A 23,812-nucleotide genomic window follows, 5' to 3' on the forward strand; every position below is an offset into this window, starting at 1 on the left:
CGCTGATTTGCGAGGATGCGTTCCGGCCACGGACCGGTCAAATTACCGATCGCTAATGTCCGCCGGTTCCGATGACTGGGGCGAGCTGCCGTCCCGTCCCTAAAAACCCCGCGAAAACAATAATATTCGCCCCAATTGTGCCATTTCAAAGAAGCCCGATTGTGGCACCGCGCAACATTGACGAAAACAGGTCGCTCCCGTATAAGCCGCGCAATTGTCCGCTATGGCCCGGTTCTTTCCGGGGGCGGCTCATTTGGGGCCGTCAATGGCCCGTCTTGGGCCGGCCAGCATTACCGGACTTACCATCAATTCAGCGGCAGTTTGCAATTCAGCGGCAGCTTGCCAGGTTAGCGGAGAACTACCCGTGAAGCGGACTTATCAACCCAGCAAACTGGTGCGCAAGCGCCGTCACGGCTTCCGCGCCCGTCTCGCCACGACCGGCGGCCGCAAGGTTCTCGCTGCGCGCCGTGCGCGTGGCCGCAAGCGTCTGAGCGCCTGAGCCGGACGTCTCCGGAGACCTTATTATGGATCGGCTAAGGCAGCGGGCGGACTTCCTCGCCGTTGCCAATGGCGCGCGAGCCAACAGCGCCGCCTTCGTGGTGCAGGGACGCTGCCGCGACGATGATGGCCCGATCCGGATCGGTTTTACCGTTACCAAAAAGAACGGTACCGCTACCGAGCGTAATCGTATCCGGCGCAGGCTTCGCGAACTGGTGAAGCGGCTGGACGTCATACCGATGCGACCGCACCATGATTATGTGCTAGTCGGGCGGCGCGCGGCGCTGCACCGCGACTTTACGACCATGCTCGACGACCTTCGCCAGGCGCTGCTTCGCCTCGACCGGCAGCCGGCAAAAGTGGCCAAAGCGCTTCCGAACGAAGGCGCTACCGGTTCGCGTCAAGACAACGCGTCCAAGACACCAAGATAAAGACGACGGCGCGAGCCGGAACCCGAGTTGAATGACGAGACCTTGAAACGATGACCGACAATCGCAACACCATCCTCGCCGTCATTCTGTCCGGCCTCGTGCTGATTGCGTGGCAATATTTCTACAACGCGCCGCAGATGGAACGGCAGCGCCTGCAGTCGCAGACCCAGGCCGAGCTCGCAAAATCCTCGCCGCAGACAGCGCCGGGCTCCACCACCACGCCGACGCCAGGTTCGGCGCCGTCCGCCACCACACCCGCCCAGCCGAGCGTGGCCGCGCCCGTCATCAGCCGCGAGGCCGCGATTGCCGCAAGCCCCCGCGTCAAGATCGACACGCCGCGGGTGACGGGCAGCATCGCATTGAAGGGCGCCCGCATCGACGATCTCGCATTGGTGCAATACCGCGACACCGTCGACCCCAAATCACCTGCAATCGTGCTGTTCTCTCCGTCGAACACCGCTCATCCCTATTATGCCGAGTTCGGCTGGGTCGGGGCCGCAGGCTCGACGGCACGGCTTCCCGACCGCGATACGGTGTGGCAGCAGGAAGGCTCCGGCGCGCTGTCACCGACCCACCCGGTGACGCTGAAATGGGACAATGGCGAAGGCCTCACCTTCCGCCGCACCATTTCGATCGACGACCGCTATCTGTTCAGCGTCAAGGACGATGTCACCAATGTCGGCACCGCGCCGGTCACGCTCTATCCGTTCGCCCTCATCTCTCGTCACGGCACGCCTGAGGTCTCGGGCTATTACATCCTGCATGAAGGCCTGATCGGCTATCTCGGCGACAAGGGCCTGCAGGAACACGGGTACAAGGCCGTCGCCGAGGCGCCGGTGCTGGGCAGTGGCGGCCGAGGCTTCGAGTTCAATGTCACCAATGGCTGGCTCGGCATCACCGACAAGTACTGGGCTGCGGCGCTGTTGCCTGACACGTCGGCGCGCCTGAAAGCCCGCTTCCTCGCCGAACCGGGCGCCAAGGTCCGTTATCAGACCGACTATTTGCAGGATCCGCAGACCGTCGCGATCGGCGGCACCGGCAGCACCAACGCGCGGCTGTTCGCCGGCGCCAAGGAAGCCAACGTCGTCGGCATCAACTTTCCCTTCGCCGGCCACGGCGGCTACAACAAGCAGCTCGAGCTCAACCATTTCGACCTGTTGATCGACTGGGGCTGGTTCTACTTCATCACCAAGCCGATGTTCCTGGCGCTGGATTACTTCTTCCATTTGGTCGGCAATTTCGGCGTCTCGATCCTGCTGGTGACGGTGCTGGTGAAGCTCTTGTTCTTCCCGCTCGCCAACAAATCCTACGCCTCGATGGCCAAGATGAAATCGGTGCAGCCGCAACTGGCCGCACTGAAGGAGCGCTATCCCGACGACCGCCAGAAGCAGCAACAGGAGATGATGGAGATCTACAAGAAGGAGAAGATCAACCCGGTCGCCGGTTGTCTTCCCGTTCTGTTGCAGATCCCGGTTTTCTTCTCGCTCTACAAGGTGCTGTTCGTCACCATCGAAATGCGCCACGCGCCGTTCTACGGCTGGATCAAGGACCTCTCGGCGCCCGATCCGACCACGATCTTCAATCTGTTCGGGCTGATCCCGTGGGATCCCATGGTGCTCGGACCGCATGTCGGCCCGTATCTGATGCTCGGCGTCTGGCCGATCATCATGGGCATCACGATGTGGATCCAGATGAAGCTCAACCCGACGCCGCCGGATCCGACCCAGAAGATGATCTTCGACTGGATGCCGCTGATCTTCACCTTCATGCTGGCGGGCTTCCCGGCGGGTCTCGTGATCTACTGGGCCTGGAACAACCTGCTGTCGGTGCTGCAGCAGGGCTTCATCATGCGCAAGAACGGCGTGAAGGTGGAGTTGTTCGACAATCTCAAGGCGACGTTCGCCAAGAAGGCCGATTCAAAAACCTGACGACCGGCATCTGGTTGTTGGACGCGGATACTCCCAACTCGTCATGCCCGGCCAGAAGCGCGAAGCGCGTCTTCGCGCTAGACGTGCCGGGCATCCACGTCTTTGGGACCCGCGAAAAGAGTAGACGTGGATGGCCGGGACAAGCCCGGCCATGACGAAGAACAGGAAACCTTCGCATGACCGCGGAAACCGATGCGAAGCTGATCGAAGAGGGGCGAAAACTGTTCGCCGGCGAGTGGCAGTTCGTCTGGGCCTCGCCGTCGATTGAAACGCTGCCGCCGATGGCCAGCGTGGAGGTGGCGTTTGCCGGCCGTTCCAATGTCGGCAAATCGAGCCTCATCAACGCGCTGACCGGCCGCAACGCGCTGGCGCGCACCTCGCACACGCCCGGACGCACCCAGGAACTGATCTTCTTCGAAGGCCCTGAGAACGCCGGGCTGCGCCTGGTCGACATGCCCGGCTATGGCTACGCCTCGGCGCCGAAGGCCAAGGTCGCGTCCTGGACCAAGCTGATCCATCAATTCCTGCAGGGGCGCGCCACGCTGGCGCGGGTCTATGTGCTGATCGATGCCCGCCACGGCATCAAGGACGTCGACCAGGACGTGCTGAAGACGCTCGATAAATCCGCCGTGAGCTATCAGGTGGTGCTGACCAAGGCCGATCAGGTCAAGCGCACAGAGCTCGAAAAGCACGTCGAAGAGACCACAGCCGCGCTCGCCAAACATCCCGCCGCGTTTCCGGACGTGCTGGTGACCTCCTCGCGCGATGGCAGCGGCATGCCGGAATTGCGCGCGGCGATGGTGCGTCTGCTCGGTGAGCGCAGCTGATGTCACGCGCCTGTCGCATCCTGATCGTGCTGGCCGCCATCATGGGCGCCGATGGCGTGATGCTGGCGGCGGCCTCCGCGCATCAGGCCGACGCGTCGCGGCTGGCGTCGGCGTCATCGATGTTGCTGTTCCATGCCACCGCCGTTCTCGCTGCGGTGGCGTTGGCCGAACGTGACCTCATCCATATCAGAATCGGCATCGTGGCCGCCTTCGGCTTCGTCATCGCGGCCGGCCTGTTCGCCGGCGACCTGACGCTGCGGCAATACGCCGGACACGGCCTGTTTCCGATGGCCGCGCCAACCGGCGGGACGTTGTTGATTCTGAGTTGGCTGGCGGTCGCCGTGGCTGCGGCGTGGCCGAGGCCCCGGTAACCACCTTTTAGCCTGCGTGAAGCCAAGCGAAATCCGGGCTACGGAATTGCACGCCCACTTTGCGCCCTGCCCGCCAATCAGCTAGAACCCGGCCCGACATCTGGAAATGACGAGAGCCGCTTCATGACCGACTCGCCAAATATCAGCCCGCTCGACCAGGCCCGCATCCTGTCCGAGGCGCTGCCGCACATGCAGCAATATGACGAGGAAACCATCGTCATTAAATATGGCGGCCATGCCATGGGCGCCGAAGATCTGGCCAAGGCTTTCGCCCGCGACATCGTGCTCCTGGAGCAGACCGCGATCAATCCGGTGGTCGTGCATGGCGGCGGGCCGCAGATCGCGACCATGCTGAAGCGGCTCGGCATCCAGTCCGAATTCGCCGCGGGCCTCCGCATCACCGATGCGGCGACGATCGAAATCGTCGAGATGGTGCTGGCCGGTTCGGTCAACAAGCAACTGGTCGGCTACATCAACGAAGCCGGCGGCAAGGCCGTCGGCCTCAGCGGCAAGGACGGCAACATGGTCAAGGCGTCGAAGACGACGCGCACCATGGTCGATCCGGATTCCAACATCGAAAAAGCTGTCGATCTCGGTTTCGTCGGCGACCCCGACAAGGTGGACCTGACCCTGCTGAACCAGCTGATCGGCTATGAGCTGATCCCGGTGCTGGCGCCGCTGGCGACCTCGCATGACGGGCAGACACTGAACGTCAACGCCGACACCTTTGCCGGCGCGGTGGCCGGCGCGCTGAAGGCAAAACGCCTGCTGCTGCTGACCGACGTTCCCGGCGTGCTCGACAAGTCCAAGAAGCTGATTCCGGAACTGTCGGTGAAGGATGCGCGCAAGCTGATCGCCGACGGCACGATTTCCGGCGGCATGATCCCCAAGGTCGAGACCTGCATCTATGCGCTCGAACAGGGCGTGCAGGGCGTCGTCATCATCGACGGCAAGACACAGCACGCCGTGCTGCTCGAATTGTTCACCAATCAGGGTACCGGCACGCTGATCCACAAGTGACAAGCGCGATCTCCCCGCCCGCGAAGCTCACGCGCCGCTTCCGCGCCAGAATGCGGCGGTATGGGAGGCGCACGGTCCTGGCGCTGCCGGCGGCCACGATCTCGCTGTTCGTCTCGTCGTTGCCGGCGCTGGCCGATCTCAAGCTTTGCAACCGTATGAGCTATGTGGTCGAGGCCGCAATCGGCATCGACGACAAATCGGCGACCGCCACCCGGGGTTGGTTTCGCATCGATCCCGCCGCCTGCCGCGTGGTGCTGCAGGGCGCGCTGACCGCGGATCGGGTCCTCCTCAATGCACGCGCGCTCGGCGTCTATGGCGCCTCGCCGGTCGCGCAGGGCGGCAACGACACGCTGTGCATCGCGCCGGAGAATTTCGTCATCGCCGCCGCTCGCCAGTGCCGCTCCGGACAGACCCCGGCACCCTTCACACAGATCACGCCAACGAAAACCGACGACGGCAATCTGGTGGCCTATCTCGCCGAGGGCAGCGAGTATGACGACGAACAGGCGCGCCTGGCCGGAATCCAGCGGCTGCTGGTGATCGCCGGCTATGACGCCGCCCCGATCGACGGCGTCGATGGCCCGAAGACGCAGGCCGCGCTGAGCGCCTTTCTCAGGAATCGCGGGCTTAGCCCCGACATCGTGCAGTCGCCGAACTTCTTCGCCACCATGATCGACGCGGTGCAGTCGCCGTCCGCCACCGGCCTGACTTGGTGCAACGACACGCCGCACAAGATCATGGCCGCGGTCGCCACCGACGACGGCAAGGCCGTGACCAGTCGCGGCTGGTATCGGATCGATCCCGGCAAATGCCTGCATCCCGACCTGACCGGCCAACCGAAACAGGTGTTCAGTTTTGCCGAGGCTGTCGACGGCGAGAATCGCACGGTCAAGCTCAAGGACAAGCCGCTGAACTGGGGCGGCACCAGGGAGCTCTGCACCCGCGAGAGCAAATTCGAAATCAACGAACAGGGCGATTGCGGCAGCCGTGGCCTCAGCCCGATCGGCTTTGCCGTCGTCGACATGACGGGCGGCGGCAGGACGCTGCGGTTCGCGATGCCATGATGCAGTCTATCGTCGTCCCGGCGAAGGCCGGGATCCATAACCACCGATCTGAGTTTTGGCTGATGGCGGCGCCACAAGAAAAGGCAATTCACACTGTGCTCAACAAGAATCTACACGGCGTATGGGGCCCGGCCTTCGCCGGGACGACGGTGGAGAGCGAATCATGATCTCCCCCCGCGCATTCACCCACATCGAAACCTGGGTGTTCGACCTCGACAACACGCTGTACCCGCATCACGTCAACCTGTGGCAGCAGGTCGACGCCCGCATCGGCGAGTTCATCAGCACCTACCTGAAGATCTCGGCAGAAGAAGCGCGGGTGCTGCAGAAGGATTATTACCGCCGCTATGGCACCAGCATGCGCGGCATGATGACCGAGCACGGCGTGCACGCCGACGATTACCTGGCTTACGTGCACAAGATCGATCATTCGCCGCTGGAGCCGAATCCCGCGATGGGATCTGCGATCGCCAGACTGCCGGGGCGCAAGCTGATCCTGACCAACGGCTCGACCGACCATGCCGGCGCGGTGCTGGCGCGGCTCGGCATTGGCGAGCATTTCGAGGCGGTGTTCGATATCATCGCCGCCGAACTGGAGCCGAAGCCGGCGCCGCAGACCTACCAGAAATTCCTCAGCCTGCACGGCGTCGATCCCACGAAATCCGCGATGTTCGAGGATCTCGCCCGCAACCTCGTGGTGCCGCACGAGCTCGGCATGACCACGGTGCTGGTGGTGCCTGACGGCGCCAAGGAAGTGGTGCGCGAGGACTGGGAACTGGAAGGCCGCGACGCCGCCTATGTCGATCATGTCACGGACGATTTGACGGGGTTTTTGGAAGGGTTGGCGCGGGGTTAGGCGCGCCATCTCCCCGCGTCGTCTCGGGCTTGACCTCAGATGCGCAATTGCGCATCGGGGGACCCATACGCCGCGGCCGATATTACGAGGCGCTGCGGGTAGATACCTTCTTCAAATCATAGCTCCCTGTGGTTATGGGTCCCGGCTCAAGGCCGGGACGACAGCAGAGCAAGCCTTGACTCTCCCGCGCCAAATCCCGAAAAAGCCTTCCAATTCGCTTCACAATTAGCCCGATTGCTCCGAGGAAATCCCGATGTCCCTGTCCGCGCTGGAATCCACCGTCAACACCGCGTTCGATGCCCGAGACGGCATCTCGACATCGACCAAGGGTGAGGTGCGCGAGGCTGTCGATCATTCGCTCGAACTGCTCGACAAGGGTGAGGTGCGCGTTGCCGAGCGCGCGGCCGACGGCAAGTGGAAGGTCAATCAATGGCTGAAGAAGGCCGTGCTGCTGTCGTTCCGCCTCAACGACATGGGCGCTATTCCCGGCGGCCCCGGCAAGGCGACGTGGTGGGACAAGGTGCCGTCGAAGTTCGATGGCTGGGGCGAGAACCGTTTTCGCGATGCGGGCTTCCGCGCGGTGCCCGGCGCGATCGTGCGCCGCTCGGCCTTCATCGCCCGCAACGTCGTGCTGATGCCGTCCTTCGTCAATCTCGGCGCCTATGTCGATGAAGCCACCATGATCGACACCTGGTCCACGGTCGGGTCCTGCGCACAGATCGGCAAGCGCGTGCACATTTCCGGCGGCGTCGGCATCGGCGGCGTGCTGGAACCGCTGCAGGCCGAGCCCGTGATCATCGAAGACGATTGCTTCATCGGCGCGCGCTCGGAAGTCGCCGAAGGCGTGATCGTGCGCAAGGGTGCGGTACTCTCGATGGGCGTGTTCCTCGGCGCCTCCACCAAGATCGTCGACCGCGACACCGGCGAGACCTTCATCGGCGAGGTCCCGGAATATGCCGTGGTCGTGCCCGGCAACCTGCCGGCGCGTCCCTTGAAGAACGGCCAGCCCGGCCCATCCACCGCCTGCGCCGTCATCGTCAAGCGCGTCGACGAACGCACCCGCGCCAAGACCAGCATCAACGAGCTGCTGCGCGACTAGGATAGCGGGCTGATTCTCAGCCATGCCTGAGGCACGCAAGCGCCCGCAGTCCCTGCGCGACATTCCGGGCGGGGTGTGGGCGCTGGGCTTCGTCTCGATGCTGATGGACATCTCATCGGAGATGATCCATGCGCTGCTGCCGATCTACCTCGTCACCGTGCTCGGCACGTCGATGGTCACGGTCGGCATCATCGAAGGCATTGCGGAAGCGACCGCATCGATCACCAAGATCTTTTCCGGCGCGCTTTCCGATTGGCTCGGCAGGCGCAAATGGCTCGCGGCGTTTGGCTACGGCCTTGCGGCGCTGACCAAGCCGATGTTTCCGCTGGCGCCGACGGTCGCCTGGCTGGTCGCGGCGCGCTTCATCGATCGGGTCGGAAAGGGTATCCGGGGCGCGCCACGCGACGCGCTGGTGGCGGACATTGCGCCGCCCCATCTGCGCGGCGCAAGCTTTGGCCTGCGCCAGTCGCTCGACACGATCGGAGCTTTCGCCGGCCCCTTGCTGGCGATCGGCCTGATGTGGCTGACCGCGGACAATTTCAAGGCGGTGTTCTGGTTTGCGGTCATCCCCGCCTTTCTGTCCTTGGCCTTGATCATCTTCGCAGTGCGCGAGCCCGACCGCCCCGCAGGCTTGCGCAAGGTGCGCAACCCGATCAGCCTTGCCGAAATCAGGAATCTCGGTGCGGCCTATTGGTGGGTGGTGGCGGTCGCGACGGTTTTCACACTGGCGCGCTTCAGCGAAGCCTTCCTGATCCTGCGCGCGCAGGGTGTCGGCATGCCGCTCACCCTGGTGCCCGTGGTGCTGGTGCTGATGAACGTGGTTTACGCCGCCGCCGCGTACCCGGCCGGCGTATTGTCGGACCGCGTCAATCGCGTCACCGTTCTGGCTATCGGCATCCTGGTGTTGGTCGCCGCCGATATCGCGCTCGCTTTGCTGCCTTCGCTCACTGGGGTCGCGCTCGGCGTCGCGCTGTGGGGCCTGCACATGGGATTGACCCAGGGGCTGCTGGCGGCGCTGGTGGCGGATACCTCGCCTCCCGAACTGCGGGGCACGGCCTTCGGATTTTTCAACCTACTGGGCGGCTTTGCCATGCTGGCGGCCAGCGTCATGGCCGGGGCGCTGTGGGATCGTGCGGGGCCGGAAGCCACGTTCTTCGCCGGTGCCGGCTTTGCGCTGGTGGGCCTGCTGGCGGTGCAGGCCCGAACCAAAGCAGGCCGAATCGAACCAAAATAGCCGGGGTGCGACCAATATTCCGGAACCGCGGCGTTTTTCCGCCGTCCGGAGGTTGCGATGGATTACGCCCGTTTACTGTTCAGTTTCAATGGCCGCATCAACCGCGCCAGGTACCTTGCCGTCCAGCTCGCGCTCCTGACCTTCTGGCTCGTGCTTTGGCTGAAATCCCCGTTCGGGCAATGGGAGGTTTTGCAAGCCGGCGCCGTCATCGCGATGCTCTGGATCAACGCCGCCACGACGGCCAAGCGGCTTCACGACCGCAACAGGAGCGGCTGGTGGGCGATTGCGGTGCTGATCGTGAACCCGCTCTCCTACGTTTATTATGCTCTGTTCTTCGGGCTCTATTTCGGCGTTGATGTTTCGGCCGCGCGGGAGATGCTGCTCGTGATGGGTGCAGTGGCGCTGTCCGTTCTGCAAACCTGGATGGTCATCGAGCTGTTTTTCCTGATCGGAACCGATGGCCGCAACCGGTTCGGAGCCGATCCGACGCGCTCTGCCAAATTGCCGGTCATGTCGCACCCGCAATCGTTCGGCGTTCCGGACTTTCTGCTGCAGCGTGCCGGCCCGGTCGCACGTGGTTGATACCTGGCTGGTAGCTCGGAGTTACGCGCGCATGGATTACGTCTGGTACCTGTTCAGTTTCGAAGGTCGAATCAACCGCGCCAAATGCTGGCTGGCGGTGCTGATCGTCATCAGCTGGATGATATTCCTGGGTCTGACGCTGATGGGCATCGCCCATCTGTTCGGCGCGGAATTGCCGAGCAAACTCAGCTTTAGCACCGAGCAAATCTTCTATGTCGTCGATCCAGAAGCTTGGCGGTCGTTGTCGTCGACCAATCGCACCAGCCTCCTGATCTATGTAATCGGAACGCCGCTGTTCCTGTGGGTCTATCTGGCGACCTCGGTCAAGCGGCTGCATGACCGCAACAAGAGCGGCTGGTGGATGCTGCTGTTCTTCGTGATGCCTGGTCTTTACAGCCAGTTCGGTAACCGGCTCGAGGCTTTACTCGACGATTCCTACTTCGCGATACCGCTGAGCCTGAACGCGTTCGTATTCACCGTGTGGGGTTTCGTCGAGCTGTATTGCCTCAAGGGCACCACCGGGACCAACGCCTACGGCGCCGACCCGCTGGCGCCGGTCGATATGCGGCCCGCATGGGACCAGCAAAGCGAGATCGAAATGGTGCCGCACAAGGCTGGCCCGCCGCCGGTTTGGCGTGTTAAGCCGGGGTATGAATGACGCCGTTTCCATCACCCGCGACCTCATCCGCTGCCCATCCGTAACCCCTGCCGATGCCGGCGCGCTTGGCGTTCTCGAGAACATCCTCAAAGCCGCCGGCTTCGAGGTGCATCGCATTACATTCGGCGAGCCCGGCACAGCTGACATCGACAATCTCTATGCCCGCATCGGCGATAGTGCCCCGCACATCACCTTCGCCGGCCATACCGACGTGGTGCCGGCCGGCGATGAAGCCGCATGGAGCCATGGCGCGTTCTCGGGCGACATCAAGGACGGCTTCCTCTATGGCCGCGGCGCAGTCGACATGAAGGGCGGAATCGCCTGCAGCGTCGCGGCGGTGCTGCAATATCTCGCTGCCAATGACCGCAAGCCAAAGGGGTCGATCTCGTTCCTGATCACCGGCGACGAGGAAGACATTTCAGTCAACGGCACCATCAAGCTGCTGAAATGGTGCGCCGAGCGCGGCGAAAAATTCGACCATTGCGTGCTCGGCGAACCCTCGAATGTCGAAGTGCTAGGGGATTGCATCAAGGTCGGCCGGCGCGGCTCGCAATCCGGCACGCTGTTCGTCGACGGCGTGCAGGGCCACGTCGCCTATCCGCATCGCGCAGCCAACCCGGTGCCGGATATTTCGCGGCTGATCGTGGCGCTCTCCGACGAGCCGCTCGATCACGGCAGCGCCCAGTTCCAGGCCTCCAACCTCGAATTCACCTCCGTCGATGTCGGCAACACCGCGAGCAACGTCATCCCCGGACAGGCGCGCGCGAAATTCAACATCCGCTTCAACGACAACCACACGCAGGAAACGCTGCGGGCGCTGGTCGATGAAAGACTGGCGAAAGCCTGCGGCAACCGCATCCGCGCGCACATCAAATGGGAGCCGTCGAACTCCAACGTGTTCGTCACAAAACCCGGCGCCTTCACCGATCTCGCCGTCAGCGCAATCGAAGAGGTGACGGGACTCAAGCCGGAACTGTCGACCTCCGGCGGCACCTCCGATGCGCGCTTCATCTCGAGCTATTGCCCGGTGATCGAATTTGGACTGGTCGGCCAGACCATGCACCAGGTCGACGAGCGCACGCCGGTCTCGGATATCGAGAAGCTGACGAAGGTGTATCGCGGGATACTGGATCGGTATTTTTCGTGATTGCCTCGTCCGGCGGTACACCGCCGGCAGCCAGACAAAAATCGCGAAAACAACCCCATGTAAAGAATGGCTGGGGGCCCTAATACTCCACACGTACCAGATATAGCCCGTCCGGCGGCGCGACGGGGCCGCAGGCGGCGCGGTTGCGGGCGGCGAGGGCTGAGGCAAGATCGTCGGCGCTCCAGCGGCCTTCGCCGACCCAGACCAATGAGCCCACCATCGAGCGCACCTGGCTGTGCAGGAACGAGCGCGCAGAGGTCACGATGGCAACCGCATCGCCGTCCCTGACGACATCGAGCTGGTCGAGCGTCTTTTCCGGCGATTTCGCCTGACATTCGGTGTCGCGGAACGTCGTGAAATCATGCTTGCCGAGCAGCCGTTGCGCCGCGGTGTGCATCGCGTCGGTGTCGAGATGGCGTGGCACGCGCCAGGTGCGGCCGATATCGAGCGCGAGATTGGCGCGATGGTTGGTGATGCGATAGCGGTAATGCCGCTTCATGGCGGAAAATCGCGCCTCGAAATCGTCGGCCACGATCTCGGCGCTGAGCACGCCGATCGGATGCGGCCGCAGGTGCGCGTTCAGCCCGTCGCGCAAGCGACCCGGCGGAAACGGTTTTTCGATATCGCAATGCGCGACCTGCCCCAGCGCATGCACGCCGGCATCGGTGCGCCCCGCGCCGTGGACGCGAACCTGTTCGCCGCAGATCGCCTTGACCGCAGTTTCCAGCGCGCCTTGCACCGTCGGCGCGTTGTCCTGGATCTGCCAGCCGCTGAAGGGGCTGCCGTCATATTCGATGATGAGCTTGTAGCGGGGCATTAGCCAAGCCGCGCCGGCGGTTTTAACGGCGTGCCGCGCAGAAAATCCGGGGCTTTCATCGGCGCCTTGCCCGCCCGCTGCAGTTCGAGAATTTTGATCGCACCGTCGCCGCAAGCGATCGTCAGATGCTCGTCAAGTACATCGCCCGGCGCGCCCGTGCCCTTCGCCGGCTCACAGCGCAGGATCTTGATACGCGCCGCTTCGCCGTCGAGCGCGGCCTCGCACCAGGCGCCCGGAAACGGCGACAGCCCATGGATGTGCCGCAGCACTTCGCGCGCCGGCCGGCTCCAGTCGATCCGCGCCTCGGCCTTCTCGATCTTGGCAGCGTAGGTGACGCCATCGGCGCTTTGCTTGCTCAATTGAAGACCGCCGCGTTCCAGCCCGCCCATCGCGCGCACCATCAGATCGGCCCCCAACGGGGCCAGCGCATCGTGCAGATCGGCGGCGGTCATGGTGTCCGATATGGGCAGGCGCTCGGCCATCGCGACGTCGCCGGTATCGAGGCCGACGTCCATCTTCATCACCATCACACCGGACTCGGCATCGCCTGCCATGATGGCACGATTGATTGGGGCTGCGCCGCGCCAGCGCGGCAGCAACGAGCCGTGCAGGTTGAAACAGCCGAGCGGCGGCGCATCCAGGATCGCCTGCGGCAGGATCATGCCATAGGCGACGACCACGGCGGCATCCGCATTGTGCGCGCGAAACGCTTCGAGCGCGTCCGGCGTCTTCAATGTGGTCGGCGTCAGCACGGGTATGCCGAGCCGCCGCGCTTCCTGCTCCACAGGTGTCGGCTGCAGCTTCATGCCACGCCCGGCCGGCTTCGGCGCGCGGGTATAGACGGCCGCGATCTCATGGCCATGGGCCACGAGTTCCAGCAGCGTCGGCACCGCGAAATCGGGCGTGCCCATGAAGATCAAGCGGAGAGGCATGATGCGAAGAAAATCCTTTGGACCCGGCATCTAGATAACGAGCGTCATCTTGAGGTGCGAGCCCTTGCGAGCCTCGAAGGATGCGCAGGAAAGAAAGAATGTCGCTTGCGTCTGCCGTCGCCCTTCGAGGCTGCGACGCCAAGAGGCGCCTTCGCACCTCAGGGTGACGGCGCGGTGGATCCTACTCCGCCGCCCTCTTCGCGGCCTTGGTAAACTTCTTCAGCACACGGTCGCGCTTCAGCTTGGACAAATAATCCACGAACAGCACGCCATTGAGGTGATCGATTTCGTGCTGGATGCAGGTGGCAAACAGGCCGTCGGCATCTTCCTCGTGCACCTTGCCGTCCAGATCGGTGAAGCGTACGCGCACCTGCGCCGGCCGTTCCACCGCCTCGTAATATTCGGGGATCGAGAGACAGCCCTCCTCGTAGACCGACAGCTCTTCGGACGAGGAGATGATCTCCGGATTGATAAAGACCCGCGGCTGCGGCTTGGTCTCGCCGTCCTCGGTCTTCTTGGCCAGATCCATGGTGATCAGCCGCAGCGGCTGCGCGACCTGGATCGCGGCGAGGCCAATGCCGGGCGCGTCGTACATGGTCTCGAACATGTCGTCGGCCAGCTTGCGGATCTCCGCCGTCACCTTCTCGACGGGTTTGGAGACGAGCCGCAACTGCTTGTCCGGCAGGATAATGATTTCTCTGATTGCCATGATGGGGCGATTTAAGCTGCTGATTTGCCGCGGTCAATGCACGTCGGAACCGGGTAAGGCGGCCTTAACCATGATTTTTAAGGCCGCGTTAACCACGAAAATTAAGGGGTCATCTACCATAAATGTTCCCTCTTCGTTCGTGCTAACCCGCGAATCGGCTACAAGCAGCCATGAACGAGATTCTTTTTGTCATCGGCGACCTGCCGATTCGTGCCCTCGACGCGCTGATCGGCTTTGGCGCGCTGGCGCTAATCCTGTTGCTCACCATTGCCATCGTCATCGCCCGGTCGGGCCGCCGCGGCGCGGAACTCGCGATGGCGCAGGCGATCCGGGCCGACGAGCTCGAGGAACGCCTGAGCGAAATGCTGCGGGCGCAGAGCGAATCCACCGGCCGGGTCGATGCGATGGGACAGGCGCTGGCCGGCCGTCAGGCCGAGATGGCCCGCGCCGTCAACGAGCGGCTGGATTCGGTGACCCACCGGGTCGGCCAGTCGATGGAAGCGACCACGCGCAACACCATGGACAGTTTGCGCGCGCTGCATGAGCGGCTCGGCATTATCGACAATGCCCATAAAAATCTCACCGACCTGACCTCGCAAGTCACCACGCTGCGCGACGTGCTCGCCAACAAGCAGTCGCGCGGCGCGTTCGGCCAGGCGCGGATGGAGGCGATCGTCCAGGACGGCATGCCGACGGGTTCCTACGAGTTCCAGTACACGCTCTCATCAGGCAAGCGGCCGGATTGCGTGGTGTTCCTGCCCGACCAGCGCCCGCTCTGCATCGATGCGAAATTTCCGCTGGAGGCGATGACCGCGCTGCACGACGCGCGCACCGACGAGGAAAAGAAATACGCTACAGGGCGACTGCGCGCCGACGTGATGAAGCATGTCAACGACATCGCCGAGAAGTATCTGATATCAGGCGAGACCCAGGACACCGCGCTGATGTTCGTGCCGTCGGAATCGGTCTATGCGGAAATTCACGATGGGTTCGACGACGTGATCCAGAAGGCCTACCGCGCCCGCGTCGTGCTGGTGTCGCCGTCGCTGTTGATGCTGGCAATCCAGGTGATGCAGCAGATCCTGAAAGATGCGCGGATGCGCGATGCTGCCGACCAGATCCGCACCGAGGTGCTTAATTTGGGCGACGATCTCGGCCGCCTGCGCGACCGCGTGCTGAAACTGCAAAAGCATTTTGGCGATGTGAATGAGGACGTCCGCCAGATCCTGATCTCCGCCGACAAGATCGAAAAGCGGGCGGGGCGGATCGAGGAACTGGATTTTAGCAAGTCCGAGCCGCCGCCCGAGGCTCCGCGCATCGTCAAATCTGGCGCACCAGAGCTGTTCCCGCTGGCGCGCAAGCTGCAGGCGGGGGAGTAGAGGCCCAGGCGCTACGCAAGCGGTGTCATCGCCCGGCTTGACCGGGCGACCCAGTACGCCGCGGCCTCTCGATCTAGCTCAAACACCTCTGGGATACTGGGTCCCCCGCTTTCGCGGAGGACGACAATGATTTTTGTTCGTCCTTCTGGGACCCGCCGCCATCAGAGCCATCTCGTCGAAAGCGCTGACCTATCCTCCTCCTGCGGCGATCTCCGGATAAAGATCAATCCAGTTCGGATTGTCCTTTTCGATCAGCGCAATCTTCCAAGCCCGCGGCCATTTCTTCAGCCGTTTCTCACGCTGAATGGCAACCTCTACTTCGTCGACGCATTCGAAGTACACCAGATGACTCACGCCGTAATCTTTAGTGAAGCCTTCCACCGCACCTGACTTATGCTCGTAAACGCGACGGACGAGGTCATTGGTCACGCCGATGTAAAGCGTGCCACCGATGCGGCTGGCCAGGATATATACATAATAGCTGCGCGTTCCCATCTGCCGCCTCTGGGATACTGGGTCGCCCGGTCAAGCCGGGCGATGACAGTATCATTTTTGGCGGCCGAATCTGCTAACACCTGTCTATGAACGCACCTGAAGCCCCCTCGACATCGGCAACACCCTCGTCCGCGCCCTCCTGGCGCGAAGCGCTTGCGGTGTATCTGCAGCCGCGCGTGCTGATCGTGATGATGCTCGGCTTCTCGTCCGGGCTGCCGCTGGCGCTGTCGGGATCGACGCTGCTGGTATGGGTCAGCGAGAACGGCGTCAGCCTCGGCACCATCGGGCTGTTCACCCTGGTCGGCACGCCCTACACGCTCAAGTTCCTTTGGGCGCCGCTGGTGGATGGCCTTAACATTCCGCTGCTGACGCGCTGGCTCGGGCGGCGGCGCGGCTGGCTGGTCTTCACCCAACTGCTGTTGATGGCCGCGATCCTCGGACTGGCGCTGACCGATCCCGCACGCTCGCCGTTCTTCGTGGCGCTCGGCGCGCTGCTGGTCGCCACGACGTCGGCAACGCAGGACATCGTGGTCGATGCTTACAGGGTCGAAAGCCTAGCGGAGAACGAACAGGCCGCCGGTATGGCGTCCTATGTGGCGGCCTATCGCGTCGGCATGGTGGCGTCCACGGCCGGCGCGCTGTTTCTCGTCACCGGCTTCGAATATGTTGGGCTGACCCGGCTCGATGCCTGGATGGCGAGTTTCGCTGTCATGGCGGCGCTGGTGCTGATCGGCATCGTCACGGTGCTGTGCGCGCGGGAGCCGGAGCAGTCCCGTATTGCTGACGCCGCAGCAGGAGGAAAGCCTTCGGTCAGCCGCATCGCCGAGGCCGCGATGGGCGCTTTCAGCGAGTTCCTGACCCAGCGCTATGCCATCATCGTGCTGGTGTTCGTGATGCTGTTCAAGTTCACCGACGCCTTCGCCGGCGCGATGACAGTGCCGTTCATCATCGACATCGGCTTCACGCGCAACGACTACGCCATCATCGTCAAAGGAGTCGGCCTGGCCGCGACCCTGGTCGGCGGTTTCGCCGGCGGCTTCCTCGCGCGCGGCACCTCGCTGGTGACCTGCCTGTGGATCGGCGGCCTGCTGCAGGCGGTGTCCAACCTCACCTTCACCTGGCTGGCGCTGGTCGGGCCGCAGCAATGGGCGCTGACCGTCGCCGTCTCGGTGGAAGCGTTCACCGGCGCGATCGGCACGGTGATCTTCGTCGCCTATCTCTCTGCGCTATGCAAGAATCCGCTGCACACCGCCACGCAATATGCGCTGCTCACCGCACTGGCGTCAGTCGGCCGTATCTATCTGTCTTCTGGCTCGGGCTATGTGGCCGAGGCGACGGGCTGGCCGCTGTTCTTCGTGGTCTCCGTACTGGTCGCGGTGCCGAGCCTGATCCTGCTGGTGTGGCTGCAGCGGCGCGGGCATTTCGATGAACTGGGGCCGATGAAGGTTTAGGCTGCAAGGGCGTTGAACGCTGTGTCAACAACCTCGGTTGTCGTCCCCGCGAAGGCGGGGACCCAGTATTCCAGAAACGCCGGTTGCTGAATCGAGAAGCCGCGGCGTACTGGGTCGCCCGGTCAAGCCGGGCGATGACAGCGGTGTTTGTGACAGCGGCCGCGACAAACTCAGTTCTTGGTCACGACGCTCCACTTGGTGATCACGGCTTCGCTCATTTGTCCGGCAGCCTCGGCACAGGCGACTTCATCGACCTTCACCGAAATTTCCTTGCCGACCTTGCCCTTCAACTGCGCAGCCTGCGCGTCGCTGGTGATGACGAGTTGGAAAGTCTCCGGCCCAGTCTCGAGGTTGCACAGACCGCTCGGTGGCGGCAGGCGACGCGGCTCGGACGTGATCTGGTAGGTCGAGACCTTCGCGCCACGCTTGCCGCCGCGCGTCTTCATGGCGTTGAGCTCGCCCGAGAGGATGTCTCCCACATTGATCAGCTTGCCTGCCTTGGCCGGTGCAGGTTCCTCCTGCTGAGCCGTCTGCGCGGAGCCAGCAGGCGTAGCAAGCGCCGTGACCATTACCAACACAAAAGCCGAGCGTATGGCGAATCGTCGTTTCGTCATTTCCGATAGTTCCATGATAAAGAGAATCAGAACAGTGTTCGCTGTCGCATCGCAGCCGATAGCGTACCTTCATCGAGATAATCAAGTTCGCCGCCGACTGGAACACCATGGGCCAGCCGTGTGACCTTGACATTGGCCTCTTGCAACAAATCGGTGATGTAATGCGCCGTGGTCTGGCCATCAACCGTTGCATTCAGCGCCAGGATGATCTCACTCACCTGCTGGTCATGTGCGCGCGCCACCAGCGCGTCGATGGTGAGATCCTGCGGACCGACGCCGTCGAGCGGCGACAGCGTGGCGCCCAGCACGTGATAGCGGCCGTTGGTCGCATTGGCCCGCTCCAGCGCCCACAAATCCGCGACGTCGGCGACCACGACGATGGTGGTGGGATCGCGCCGCGGATCGGTACAGACCGTGCAGGGATTTTGCGTATCGATACTGCCGCAAGTCTTGCAGACCTGGATCTTTTCGATCGCCACCTGCAGCGCGCCGGCGAGCGGCGTCATCAGCGCTTCGCGCTTCTTGATCAGATGCAGCGCCGCGCGCCGCGCCGAACGCGGCCCAAGCCCCGGCAACCGCGCCAACAGCTGGATCAGACGTTCGATTTCGGGGCCGGCAACCGCGGTAGCCATTTCAGGTGAGACCAAGCATTTAAGTAAGACCAAGACTTCAGGTAAGACCAAGCCCTGGTGGCAGGCCGAGCCCGCCGGTCAGCGCCTGCATCTTTTCCTGCATCGCGGTTTCTGCCTTGCGCCGGGCGTCGTTATGCGCCGTCACCAGCAGGTCTTCGAGGATTTCGCGGTCCTCCGCCTTCATCAGCGATGGGTCGATCTTGACGCCCTTCACTTCCATCTTCGCGGTCATCCGCACGGCGACCATGCCGCCGCCGGAAATGCCCTCGACTTCGACATTGCCGAGTTCTTCCTGCATCGCCTGCATCTTGGATTGCAGCTGCGCCGCCTGCTTCATCATGCCGAGAAAATCAGCCATGGTTGCGTCCTCTCAAGATATCGATCAATCGTCATCACTGTCCGAACGCTCGGCCGGGTCCTCACCGATCGCGTCGGTTTCCGGCGGCTCGGCGGCAAGCTTGCGCACCTCGACGACCTTGGCGCCCGGGAACCGCGCCAGCACTTCCTGCACGCGCGGATCGGCTTCCGCGGCCCGCGCATGTTCGTTCTTCGCATGCTCGTTCTGCGAACGAACCGTCGGCTGGCCGGTCTCGTTGGAGACGATCACGGTCCAGCGCCGGCCGGTCCATAGTTCCAGCTTGCGGGAGAGATCGCTGACCAGCGCCCGCGCCGCGTGGCGTTCGAGCGCGACTTCCAGCCGCCCATCCTCCAGGCGCACCAGCCGCATGTCGGCCTCGAGCGCCGCCTTGATCAGCAGATCGCGCTTCTCGCCGGCCAGCGCGACGAGCTGCGCAAAGCTGGTGATCCGCAAAGCGGGCGCAGACTGCGGCTCCGGCGCGGGCGCGGCCATTTGCGGGCGCGCGGACGCCTCGGCGCCGGACCTTTGCGCCGTGGGCCCGCGCATCGGCGCTGACGACATGGAAGACACGGTCGAGGCCGGCGCCGCGCGCGAGGGCGCAGCACTTGCCGAAACGACCGGCGAGCCACCGCCGTTTTGTTCAAGCATCCTGATCGCTTCGTCTGGCGTGGGCATGTCGGCGACATAGGCGATGCGCACCAGCACCATTTCGGCCGCCGCCGCCGGCCGCGTCGCGGTCTGCACCTCGGTGATGCCTTTCAGGAGCATCTGCCACATGCGCGACAGCACCCGCATCGACAATTTTGCCGCAAAATCGCGGGCACGCACGCGTTCGGTCTCGCCATAGGCGACGTTGTCGGCGGTGGCCGGCACGACTTTCACGCGGGTGACGAAATTGACGAACTCGGCGAGATCGGACAGCACCACGACCGGATCTGCGCCGACATCATATTGCTCGCGGAATTCCTTGAAGGCGCTGGCGATGTCGCCGCGGGCCAGCGATTCAAACAAATCAATCACGCGCGTGCGGTCCGCGAGCCCAAGCATCTGCCGCACTGCGTCGGCGCGCACGGTGCCGGCCGCATGCGCGATCGCCTGGTCGAACAGCGACAGCGAATCGCGCACCGAGCCTTCGGCGGCGCGCGCGATGATGCCGAGCGCCTCGGGTTCAACCTCGACACCTTCCTTGGTCGCGATGTTGGACAGGTGCCCCATCAGCACGTCGGCCTCGACGCGGCGGAGGTCAAAACGCTGGCAGCGCGACAGCACCGTGACCGGAACTTTTCGGATCTCGGTGGTCGCGAACACGAATTTGGCGTGCTCCGGCGGCTCCTCCAGCGTCTTCAGGAACGCGTTGAAGGCGGCGGTCGACAGCATGTGAACTTCGTCGATGATGTAGACCTTGTAGCGCGCAGAGGCCGGTGCATAGCGCACGCTGTCATTGATCTGGCGGACATCGTCGACGCCGGTATGCGACGCAGCGTCCATTTCCAGCACGTCCATGTGCCGGCTTTCCATGATCGCCTGGCAATGCACGCCGAGCGTGGGCATCTGGATCGCCGGCCCCTTCACCGAACCGTCGGCCATTTCGTAATTGAGCGCGCGGGCGAGAATCCGCGCCGTGGTGGTTTTGCCGACCCCGCGCACCCCGGTCAGAATCCAGGCCTGCGGGATTCGCCCCGTTTCGAACGCATTCGAAACGGTGCGGACCATGGCCTCCTGGCCGATCAAATCCTCGAAACTGGAGGGGCGGTATTTGCGCGCCAGCACCCGGTAGGGCTTTCCGGCCTCCGGCAGCCCGCCGAGATCGAGGCGGCCTGCATTTTCGGGGGGAGCGCCAGCATCACTCATCGGTCGATCCGCAATTGATTGTCTCTCAAGGCCGGCTTGCGGAACGGGAGAGGAATCAAGCGCCAAAGGCGGGCCTCGCCGCCTTGAGCGCGATTCGCTCGAAAAACAGGTAGGAGACTGACGAGCGACCCGATCCGGACCTCGTTAGGGCTGCTTCCTTCCGGACCTGACCCGGTTGGCGAGTGGCTCGTCCACCGCCAATCTCCCGGTCCTTATTTGGGGCCAAAAGGGCCGGAAAGCAAGCGGGGTAAACGGGGTTCGCAGGACTTGTGTGGAACCGCGGAAAGGCTTTACTTGCCGTCATGGCCGGGCTTGTCCCGGCCATCCACGTCTCACCTTGCATCCACAAGAAAGACGTGGATGCCCGGCACAAGGCCGGGCATGACGAGGTGAGATAATGTCTGCATCCGACTGGTCGCTGCACTCCCAGCTCAAGAAAGACACCATCGACATTGGCGACCTGCCGCTGTGCCGGGTGCTGGTGATCAAGGACGCGCATTACCCGTGGCTGCTGCTGGTGCCGCGCCGCGAGGGGGCGGTGGAAATCATCGATCTCGACGAGGTCGCCCAGGCGCAGTTGATGACGGAAGTCTCGCGCGTCGCCCGTGCCCTCAAAGAGATCACCAAATGCGACAAGCTCAATATCGCGGCACTGGGCAATCTGGTGCCACAGCTCCATGTTCACGTCGTCGCGCGCCGCACCAGCGACGCCGCCTGGCCGCGGCCGGTCTGGGGCGTGATGCCGCCACTGGCGCATGACGCCGAGGAAGTCCAGAATTTCATCAGCGCGCTCCGCCGCAAGATTTGGCTAGGTTGAATTCATGTCAATTTTCGATTCGTTTCCACTCGGCAAGCCCGCTTTCGTCACCGACATTCTCGACCGCGCCGCGCATCTGCGCAGCAATGACGAGAAACTGTTCGCGCTGGAAAGCCACCGCGACGCCGGCGCCTATGTGATCTACCGCGACTCGCTGGTGGTGCGGCAGGAGGCCGGAGGATCGCGCGTCCTGCTCAGCGTCGATGAGGCCGCGAAACTGGGCGCCAATCCGGGCACGATCTTTCTGGGCCTGCGCGACGGTGCGCCGGTTTTCGGCATGGGGATTGCGGCGGCGGCGGTGGAAAAGCTGCTGACGCGCGACGACGTCGCGGTCACCGACCTGCGCGGCATGGTGATGCAGGGCGCGGTGCCGACCGAACAGCTCTCGGCGATCGCGATGGCGAAATCGATGGTGAGCTGGCATCAGCGCCATGGCTATTGCGCCAATTGCGGCACCCGCACCGCGATGAAGGAGGGTGGCTGGAAGCGGGACTGCCCGAACTGCAAGGCCGAGCATTTTCCGCGCACCGATCCGGTCGTCATCATGCTGGTCACTCATGGCGACAGATGTCTGCTGGGACGGCAGAAGCAGTTTTTGCCGGGGATGTGGTCGTGCCTGGCGGGCTTCGTCGAGGTCGCCGAAACCATCGAGGACGCGGTCCGGCGCGAGATTTTCGAGGAATCCGGAATTCACTGCACCGACGTGACCTATTACATGACGCAGCCGTGGCCCTACCCGTCATCGCTGATGATCGGATGCGCCGCACGCGCAACCTCGGACGAAATCGTGGTCGACAAGGCCGAACTGGAGGATGCACGCTGGTTCACTCGCGACGAAGTGGCCCTGATGCACAGCCGAACACATCCCGACGGCATGTTTGCCGCCCATCCGTTCGCGATCGCTCACCATTTGATCGGCCGCTGGGTGCATGGGGCTAACGATTCGGGCGCATAGCGGGAACTCTCCGATGGACCAGATCATTACCCCCGGACTGCATCGCTTTTCCGGGTTCCGGCACACGGTGGAACCGACATGACGGATTCCGGCATGAATTTTCACGATAAAGCGCCGAAACCCCCGCCGCGCATCCTGTGCATCGGCATGCCGGTGCGCGACCTGACCTTTCATACGCCAGGTGTTCCTGGGCGCGGCTCCAAGGAGAACGCCACCGCATTCGACGAAATCTGTGGCGGCAACGCGCTCAATGGCGCGATCGGCATCGTTCGGCTCGGTGGACGCGCCTCGATCTGCGGGCCGATGGGCGATGCCAAGGAAACATCTGCTCGCTTCATCTTCGATCAGATGGCGCATGAGGGCATCGAGACGAAACATCTCATCCACATGCCGGGCTTGGTGACGCCGATCTCGGCTGTCATGATCGATCCTTCCGGCGAGCGCACCATCGTGACCTTCCGCGATCCGGAGCTGTGGAAGGTCAAGTTGCCCGACTTCGACACGCTGCTGGACGATTGTGCCGCCATTCTCACCGAGAGTCGTTGCGCGGAATTCTGCACGGATCTATGCGCCGAGGCGCAACGGCGCGGCATCCCTGTGATCGTCGACGTCGATCGCGCGATGTCGCTGCGCGAGGGGCTGCTCAATGCGTCCTCGCATCTGGTGTTCTCGAGCGAGCCGCTGCAGGAGACCGCTGATGTCGCCGACGACGCCCAGGCCCTGAAGAAAATCGCAAAGCTGACCAAGTCGTTCCTGGCGGGGACCCGCGGTGCGCGCGGCACGATCTGGCTCGACGAGAACGGGGGTATCCAGGAAACCCCGGCCTTCCCGGTCCATACCGTCGACACGCTAGGCGCCGGTGACGTGTTCCACGGCGCCTTCGCGCTCGCGATCACCGAGGGGCAGGAATTGCAGCAGGCGCTTCGGTTTGCCTCGGCTGCCGCGGCCTTGAAATGCACCCGCTTTGGCGGCGCCTTTGCCGCGCCGCAACGTATCGAAGTTGAAGAGCTTTTCAGCCAAAACCAGAGTACCAGCCCGGCCTCGACCGGCCAATAAGATAGGCTTGCTATAGAAGAATTTTCTATAT

26 protein-coding genes and 1 other RNA gene are annotated in these 23,812 nt (G+C 63.4%); 18 read left to right on the plus strand and 9 right to left on the minus strand.

From position 1 onward, the window contains the following. The first annotated feature begins 364 nt into the window (after positions 1–364). The 13 genes from rpmH to dapE all read left to right on the plus strand — a co-directional run bounded on the left by rpmH (position 365) and on the right by dapE (position 11,715). A complete protein-coding gene (rpmH, locus tag JQ609_RS23405) occupies positions 365–499 on the plus strand; it encodes a 50S ribosomal protein L34 (protein WP_006609582.1) in 135 nt (44 codons plus the stop codon). Between the two features lie 25 nt (positions 500–524). Further along, on the plus strand, positions 525–929 hold the full coding sequence (rnpA, locus tag JQ609_RS23410; RefSeq protein WP_212275107.1) for a ribonuclease P protein component: 405 nt from the start codon (positions 525–527) through the stop codon (positions 927–929). A 50-nt stretch (positions 930–979) separates the two neighbouring features. Beyond that, positions 980–2,857, plus strand: a complete 1,878-nt coding sequence (gene yidC / locus JQ609_RS23415) for a membrane protein insertase YidC (protein WP_212275108.1) — start codon at positions 980–982, stop codon at positions 2,855–2,857. Positions 2,858–3,033: 176 nt separating this feature from the next. Beyond that, the gene (yihA, locus tag JQ609_RS23420) at positions 3,034–3,684 is read left to right on the plus strand and encodes a ribosome biogenesis GTP-binding protein YihA/YsxC (protein ID WP_212275109.1); all 651 of its coding nucleotides are present in this window, start codon (positions 3,034–3,036) and stop codon (positions 3,682–3,684) included. Beyond that, complete coding sequence (locus JQ609_RS23425; RefSeq protein WP_212275110.1) at positions 3,684–4,055, plus strand: DUF423 domain-containing protein; 372 nt, start codon at positions 3,684–3,686, stop codon at positions 4,053–4,055. The genes yihA and JQ609_RS23425 overlap by 1 nt, the downstream gene beginning before the upstream one ends. Positions 4,056–4,178: 123 nt before the next feature. Then, positions 4,179–5,075, plus strand: coding sequence for an acetylglutamate kinase (argB, locus tag JQ609_RS23430; protein WP_212036457.1), 897 nt, complete (start codon positions 4,179–4,181; stop codon positions 5,073–5,075). Positions 5,076–5,152: 77 nt separating this feature from the next. Continuing rightward, positions 5,153–6,139, plus strand: coding sequence for a DUF1036 domain-containing protein (locus JQ609_RS23435; protein WP_212209401.1), 987 nt, complete (start codon positions 5,153–5,155; stop codon positions 6,137–6,139). 163 nt (positions 6,140–6,302) lie between these two features. Continuing rightward, entirely contained in the window at positions 6,303–6,995 is a 693-nt protein-coding gene (locus JQ609_RS23440) for a pyrimidine 5'-nucleotidase (RefSeq protein WP_212209325.1), read from the plus strand. A gap of 253 nt (positions 6,996–7,248) precedes the next feature. Then, a complete protein-coding gene (gene dapD, locus JQ609_RS23445) occupies positions 7,249–8,094 on the plus strand; it encodes a 2,3,4,5-tetrahydropyridine-2,6-dicarboxylate N-succinyltransferase (RefSeq protein WP_211999592.1) in 846 nt (281 codons plus the stop codon). 22 nt (positions 8,095–8,116) lie between these two features. Further along, on the plus strand, positions 8,117–9,328 hold the full coding sequence (locus JQ609_RS23450; protein WP_212275111.1) for an MFS transporter: 1,212 nt from the start codon (positions 8,117–8,119) through the stop codon (positions 9,326–9,328). Positions 9,329–9,385: 57 nt separating this feature from the next. Continuing rightward, positions 9,386–9,910 carry a DUF805 domain-containing protein gene (locus JQ609_RS23455; protein ID WP_212275112.1) on the plus strand — a complete coding sequence of 175 codons (525 nt, stop codon included), beginning with the start codon at positions 9,386–9,388 and terminating at the stop codon, positions 9,908–9,910. Between the two features lie 31 nt (positions 9,911–9,941). Beyond that, entirely contained in the window at positions 9,942–10,568 is a 627-nt protein-coding gene (locus JQ609_RS23460) for a DUF805 domain-containing protein (RefSeq protein WP_212275113.1), read from the plus strand. Beyond that, a complete protein-coding gene (gene dapE, locus JQ609_RS23465; protein WP_212275114.1) occupies positions 10,561–11,715 on the plus strand; it encodes a succinyl-diaminopimelate desuccinylase in 1,155 nt (384 codons plus the stop codon). The genes JQ609_RS23460 and dapE overlap by 8 nt, the downstream gene beginning before the upstream one ends. A gap of 79 nt (positions 11,716–11,794) precedes the next feature. Here dapE and truA read toward each other — a convergent pair whose 3' ends face one another. From truA to def, 3 genes are all read right to left on the minus strand, one after another. After that, positions 11,795–12,532 carry a tRNA pseudouridine(38-40) synthase TruA gene (gene truA, locus JQ609_RS23470; protein ID WP_212275115.1) on the minus strand — a complete coding sequence of 246 codons (738 nt, stop codon included), beginning with the start codon at positions 12,530–12,532 and terminating at the stop codon, positions 11,795–11,797. After that, positions 12,532–13,464, minus strand: a complete 933-nt coding sequence (gene fmt, locus JQ609_RS23475; RefSeq protein ID WP_212275116.1) for a methionyl-tRNA formyltransferase — start codon at positions 13,462–13,464, stop codon at positions 12,532–12,534. Before fmt ends, truA begins: the two co-directional genes overlap by 1 nt. A 181-nt stretch (positions 13,465–13,645) precedes the next feature. Next, positions 13,646–14,173, minus strand: coding sequence for a peptide deformylase (gene def, locus JQ609_RS23480; RefSeq protein ID WP_192739172.1), 528 nt, complete (start codon positions 14,171–14,173; stop codon positions 13,646–13,648). 170 nt (positions 14,174–14,343) lie between these two features. Here def and JQ609_RS23485 point away from each other — a divergent pair, with 170 nt between their 5' ends. Next, a complete protein-coding gene (locus tag JQ609_RS23485) occupies positions 14,344–15,552 on the plus strand; it encodes a DNA recombination protein RmuC (protein ID WP_212275117.1) in 1,209 nt (402 codons plus the stop codon). Positions 15,553–15,741: 189 nt separating this feature from the next. Here JQ609_RS23485 and JQ609_RS23490 read toward each other — a convergent pair whose 3' ends face one another. Further along, on the minus strand, positions 15,742–16,047 hold the full coding sequence (locus JQ609_RS23490) for a GIY-YIG nuclease family protein (protein WP_212275118.1): 306 nt from the start codon (positions 16,045–16,047) through the stop codon (positions 15,742–15,744). A gap of 86 nt (positions 16,048–16,133) precedes the next feature. On the opposite strand from JQ609_RS23490, the gene JQ609_RS23495 reads away from it, so the two are divergent. After that, positions 16,134–17,498 carry an AmpG family muropeptide MFS transporter gene (locus JQ609_RS23495; protein ID WP_212275119.1) on the plus strand — a complete coding sequence of 455 codons (1,365 nt, stop codon included), beginning with the start codon at positions 16,134–16,136 and terminating at the stop codon, positions 17,496–17,498. A gap of 170 nt (positions 17,499–17,668) precedes the next feature. Here JQ609_RS23495 and JQ609_RS23500 read toward each other — a convergent pair whose 3' ends face one another. The 5 genes from JQ609_RS23500 to ffs all read right to left on the minus strand — a co-directional run bounded on the left by JQ609_RS23500 (position 17,669) and on the right by ffs (position 21,159). Next, on the minus strand, positions 17,669–18,112 hold the full coding sequence (locus tag JQ609_RS23500) for a hypothetical protein (protein WP_212275120.1): 444 nt from the start codon (positions 18,110–18,112) through the stop codon (positions 17,669–17,671). A gap of 26 nt (positions 18,113–18,138) precedes the next feature. Further along, positions 18,139–18,744: a recombination mediator RecR gene (recR, locus tag JQ609_RS23505; protein WP_212209314.1), complete on the minus strand. Its 606-nt coding sequence runs from the start codon at positions 18,742–18,744 to the stop codon at positions 18,139–18,141. A gap of 37 nt (positions 18,745–18,781) precedes the next feature. Next, positions 18,782–19,102: a YbaB/EbfC family nucleoid-associated protein gene (locus tag JQ609_RS23510; protein WP_192739178.1), complete on the minus strand. Its 321-nt coding sequence runs from the start codon at positions 19,100–19,102 to the stop codon at positions 18,782–18,784. A 24-nt stretch (positions 19,103–19,126) separates the two neighbouring features. Continuing rightward, positions 19,127–20,953: a DNA polymerase III subunit gamma/tau gene (locus JQ609_RS23515; RefSeq protein ID WP_212275121.1), complete on the minus strand. Its 1,827-nt coding sequence runs from the start codon at positions 20,951–20,953 to the stop codon at positions 19,127–19,129. 109 nt (positions 20,954–21,062) lie between these two features. Continuing rightward, positions 21,063–21,159, minus strand: an RNA gene (ffs, locus tag JQ609_RS23520) — signal recognition particle sRNA small type. 191 nt (positions 21,160–21,350) lie between these two features. On the opposite strand from ffs, the gene JQ609_RS23525 reads away from it, so the two are divergent. From JQ609_RS23525 to JQ609_RS23535, 3 genes are all read left to right on the plus strand, one after another. Beyond that, a complete protein-coding gene (locus JQ609_RS23525; RefSeq protein ID WP_212275122.1) occupies positions 21,351–21,770 on the plus strand; it encodes an HIT domain-containing protein in 420 nt (139 codons plus the stop codon). A 4-nt stretch (positions 21,771–21,774) separates the two neighbouring features. Continuing rightward, entirely contained in the window at positions 21,775–22,725 is a 951-nt protein-coding gene (nudC, locus tag JQ609_RS23530; protein WP_212209311.1) for an NAD(+) diphosphatase, read from the plus strand. 93 nt (positions 22,726–22,818) lie between these two features. Next, positions 22,819–23,781 carry a sugar kinase gene (locus JQ609_RS23535; protein ID WP_212275123.1) on the plus strand — a complete coding sequence of 321 codons (963 nt, stop codon included), beginning with the start codon at positions 22,819–22,821 and terminating at the stop codon, positions 23,779–23,781. The last annotated feature ends 31 nt before the right edge of the window (positions 23,782–23,812 follow it).

The sequence above is a fragment of the Bradyrhizobium sp. AUGA SZCCT0169 genome, assembly GCF_018130085.1.
Classification (GTDB): Bacteria; Pseudomonadota; Alphaproteobacteria; order Rhizobiales; family Xanthobacteraceae; genus Bradyrhizobium.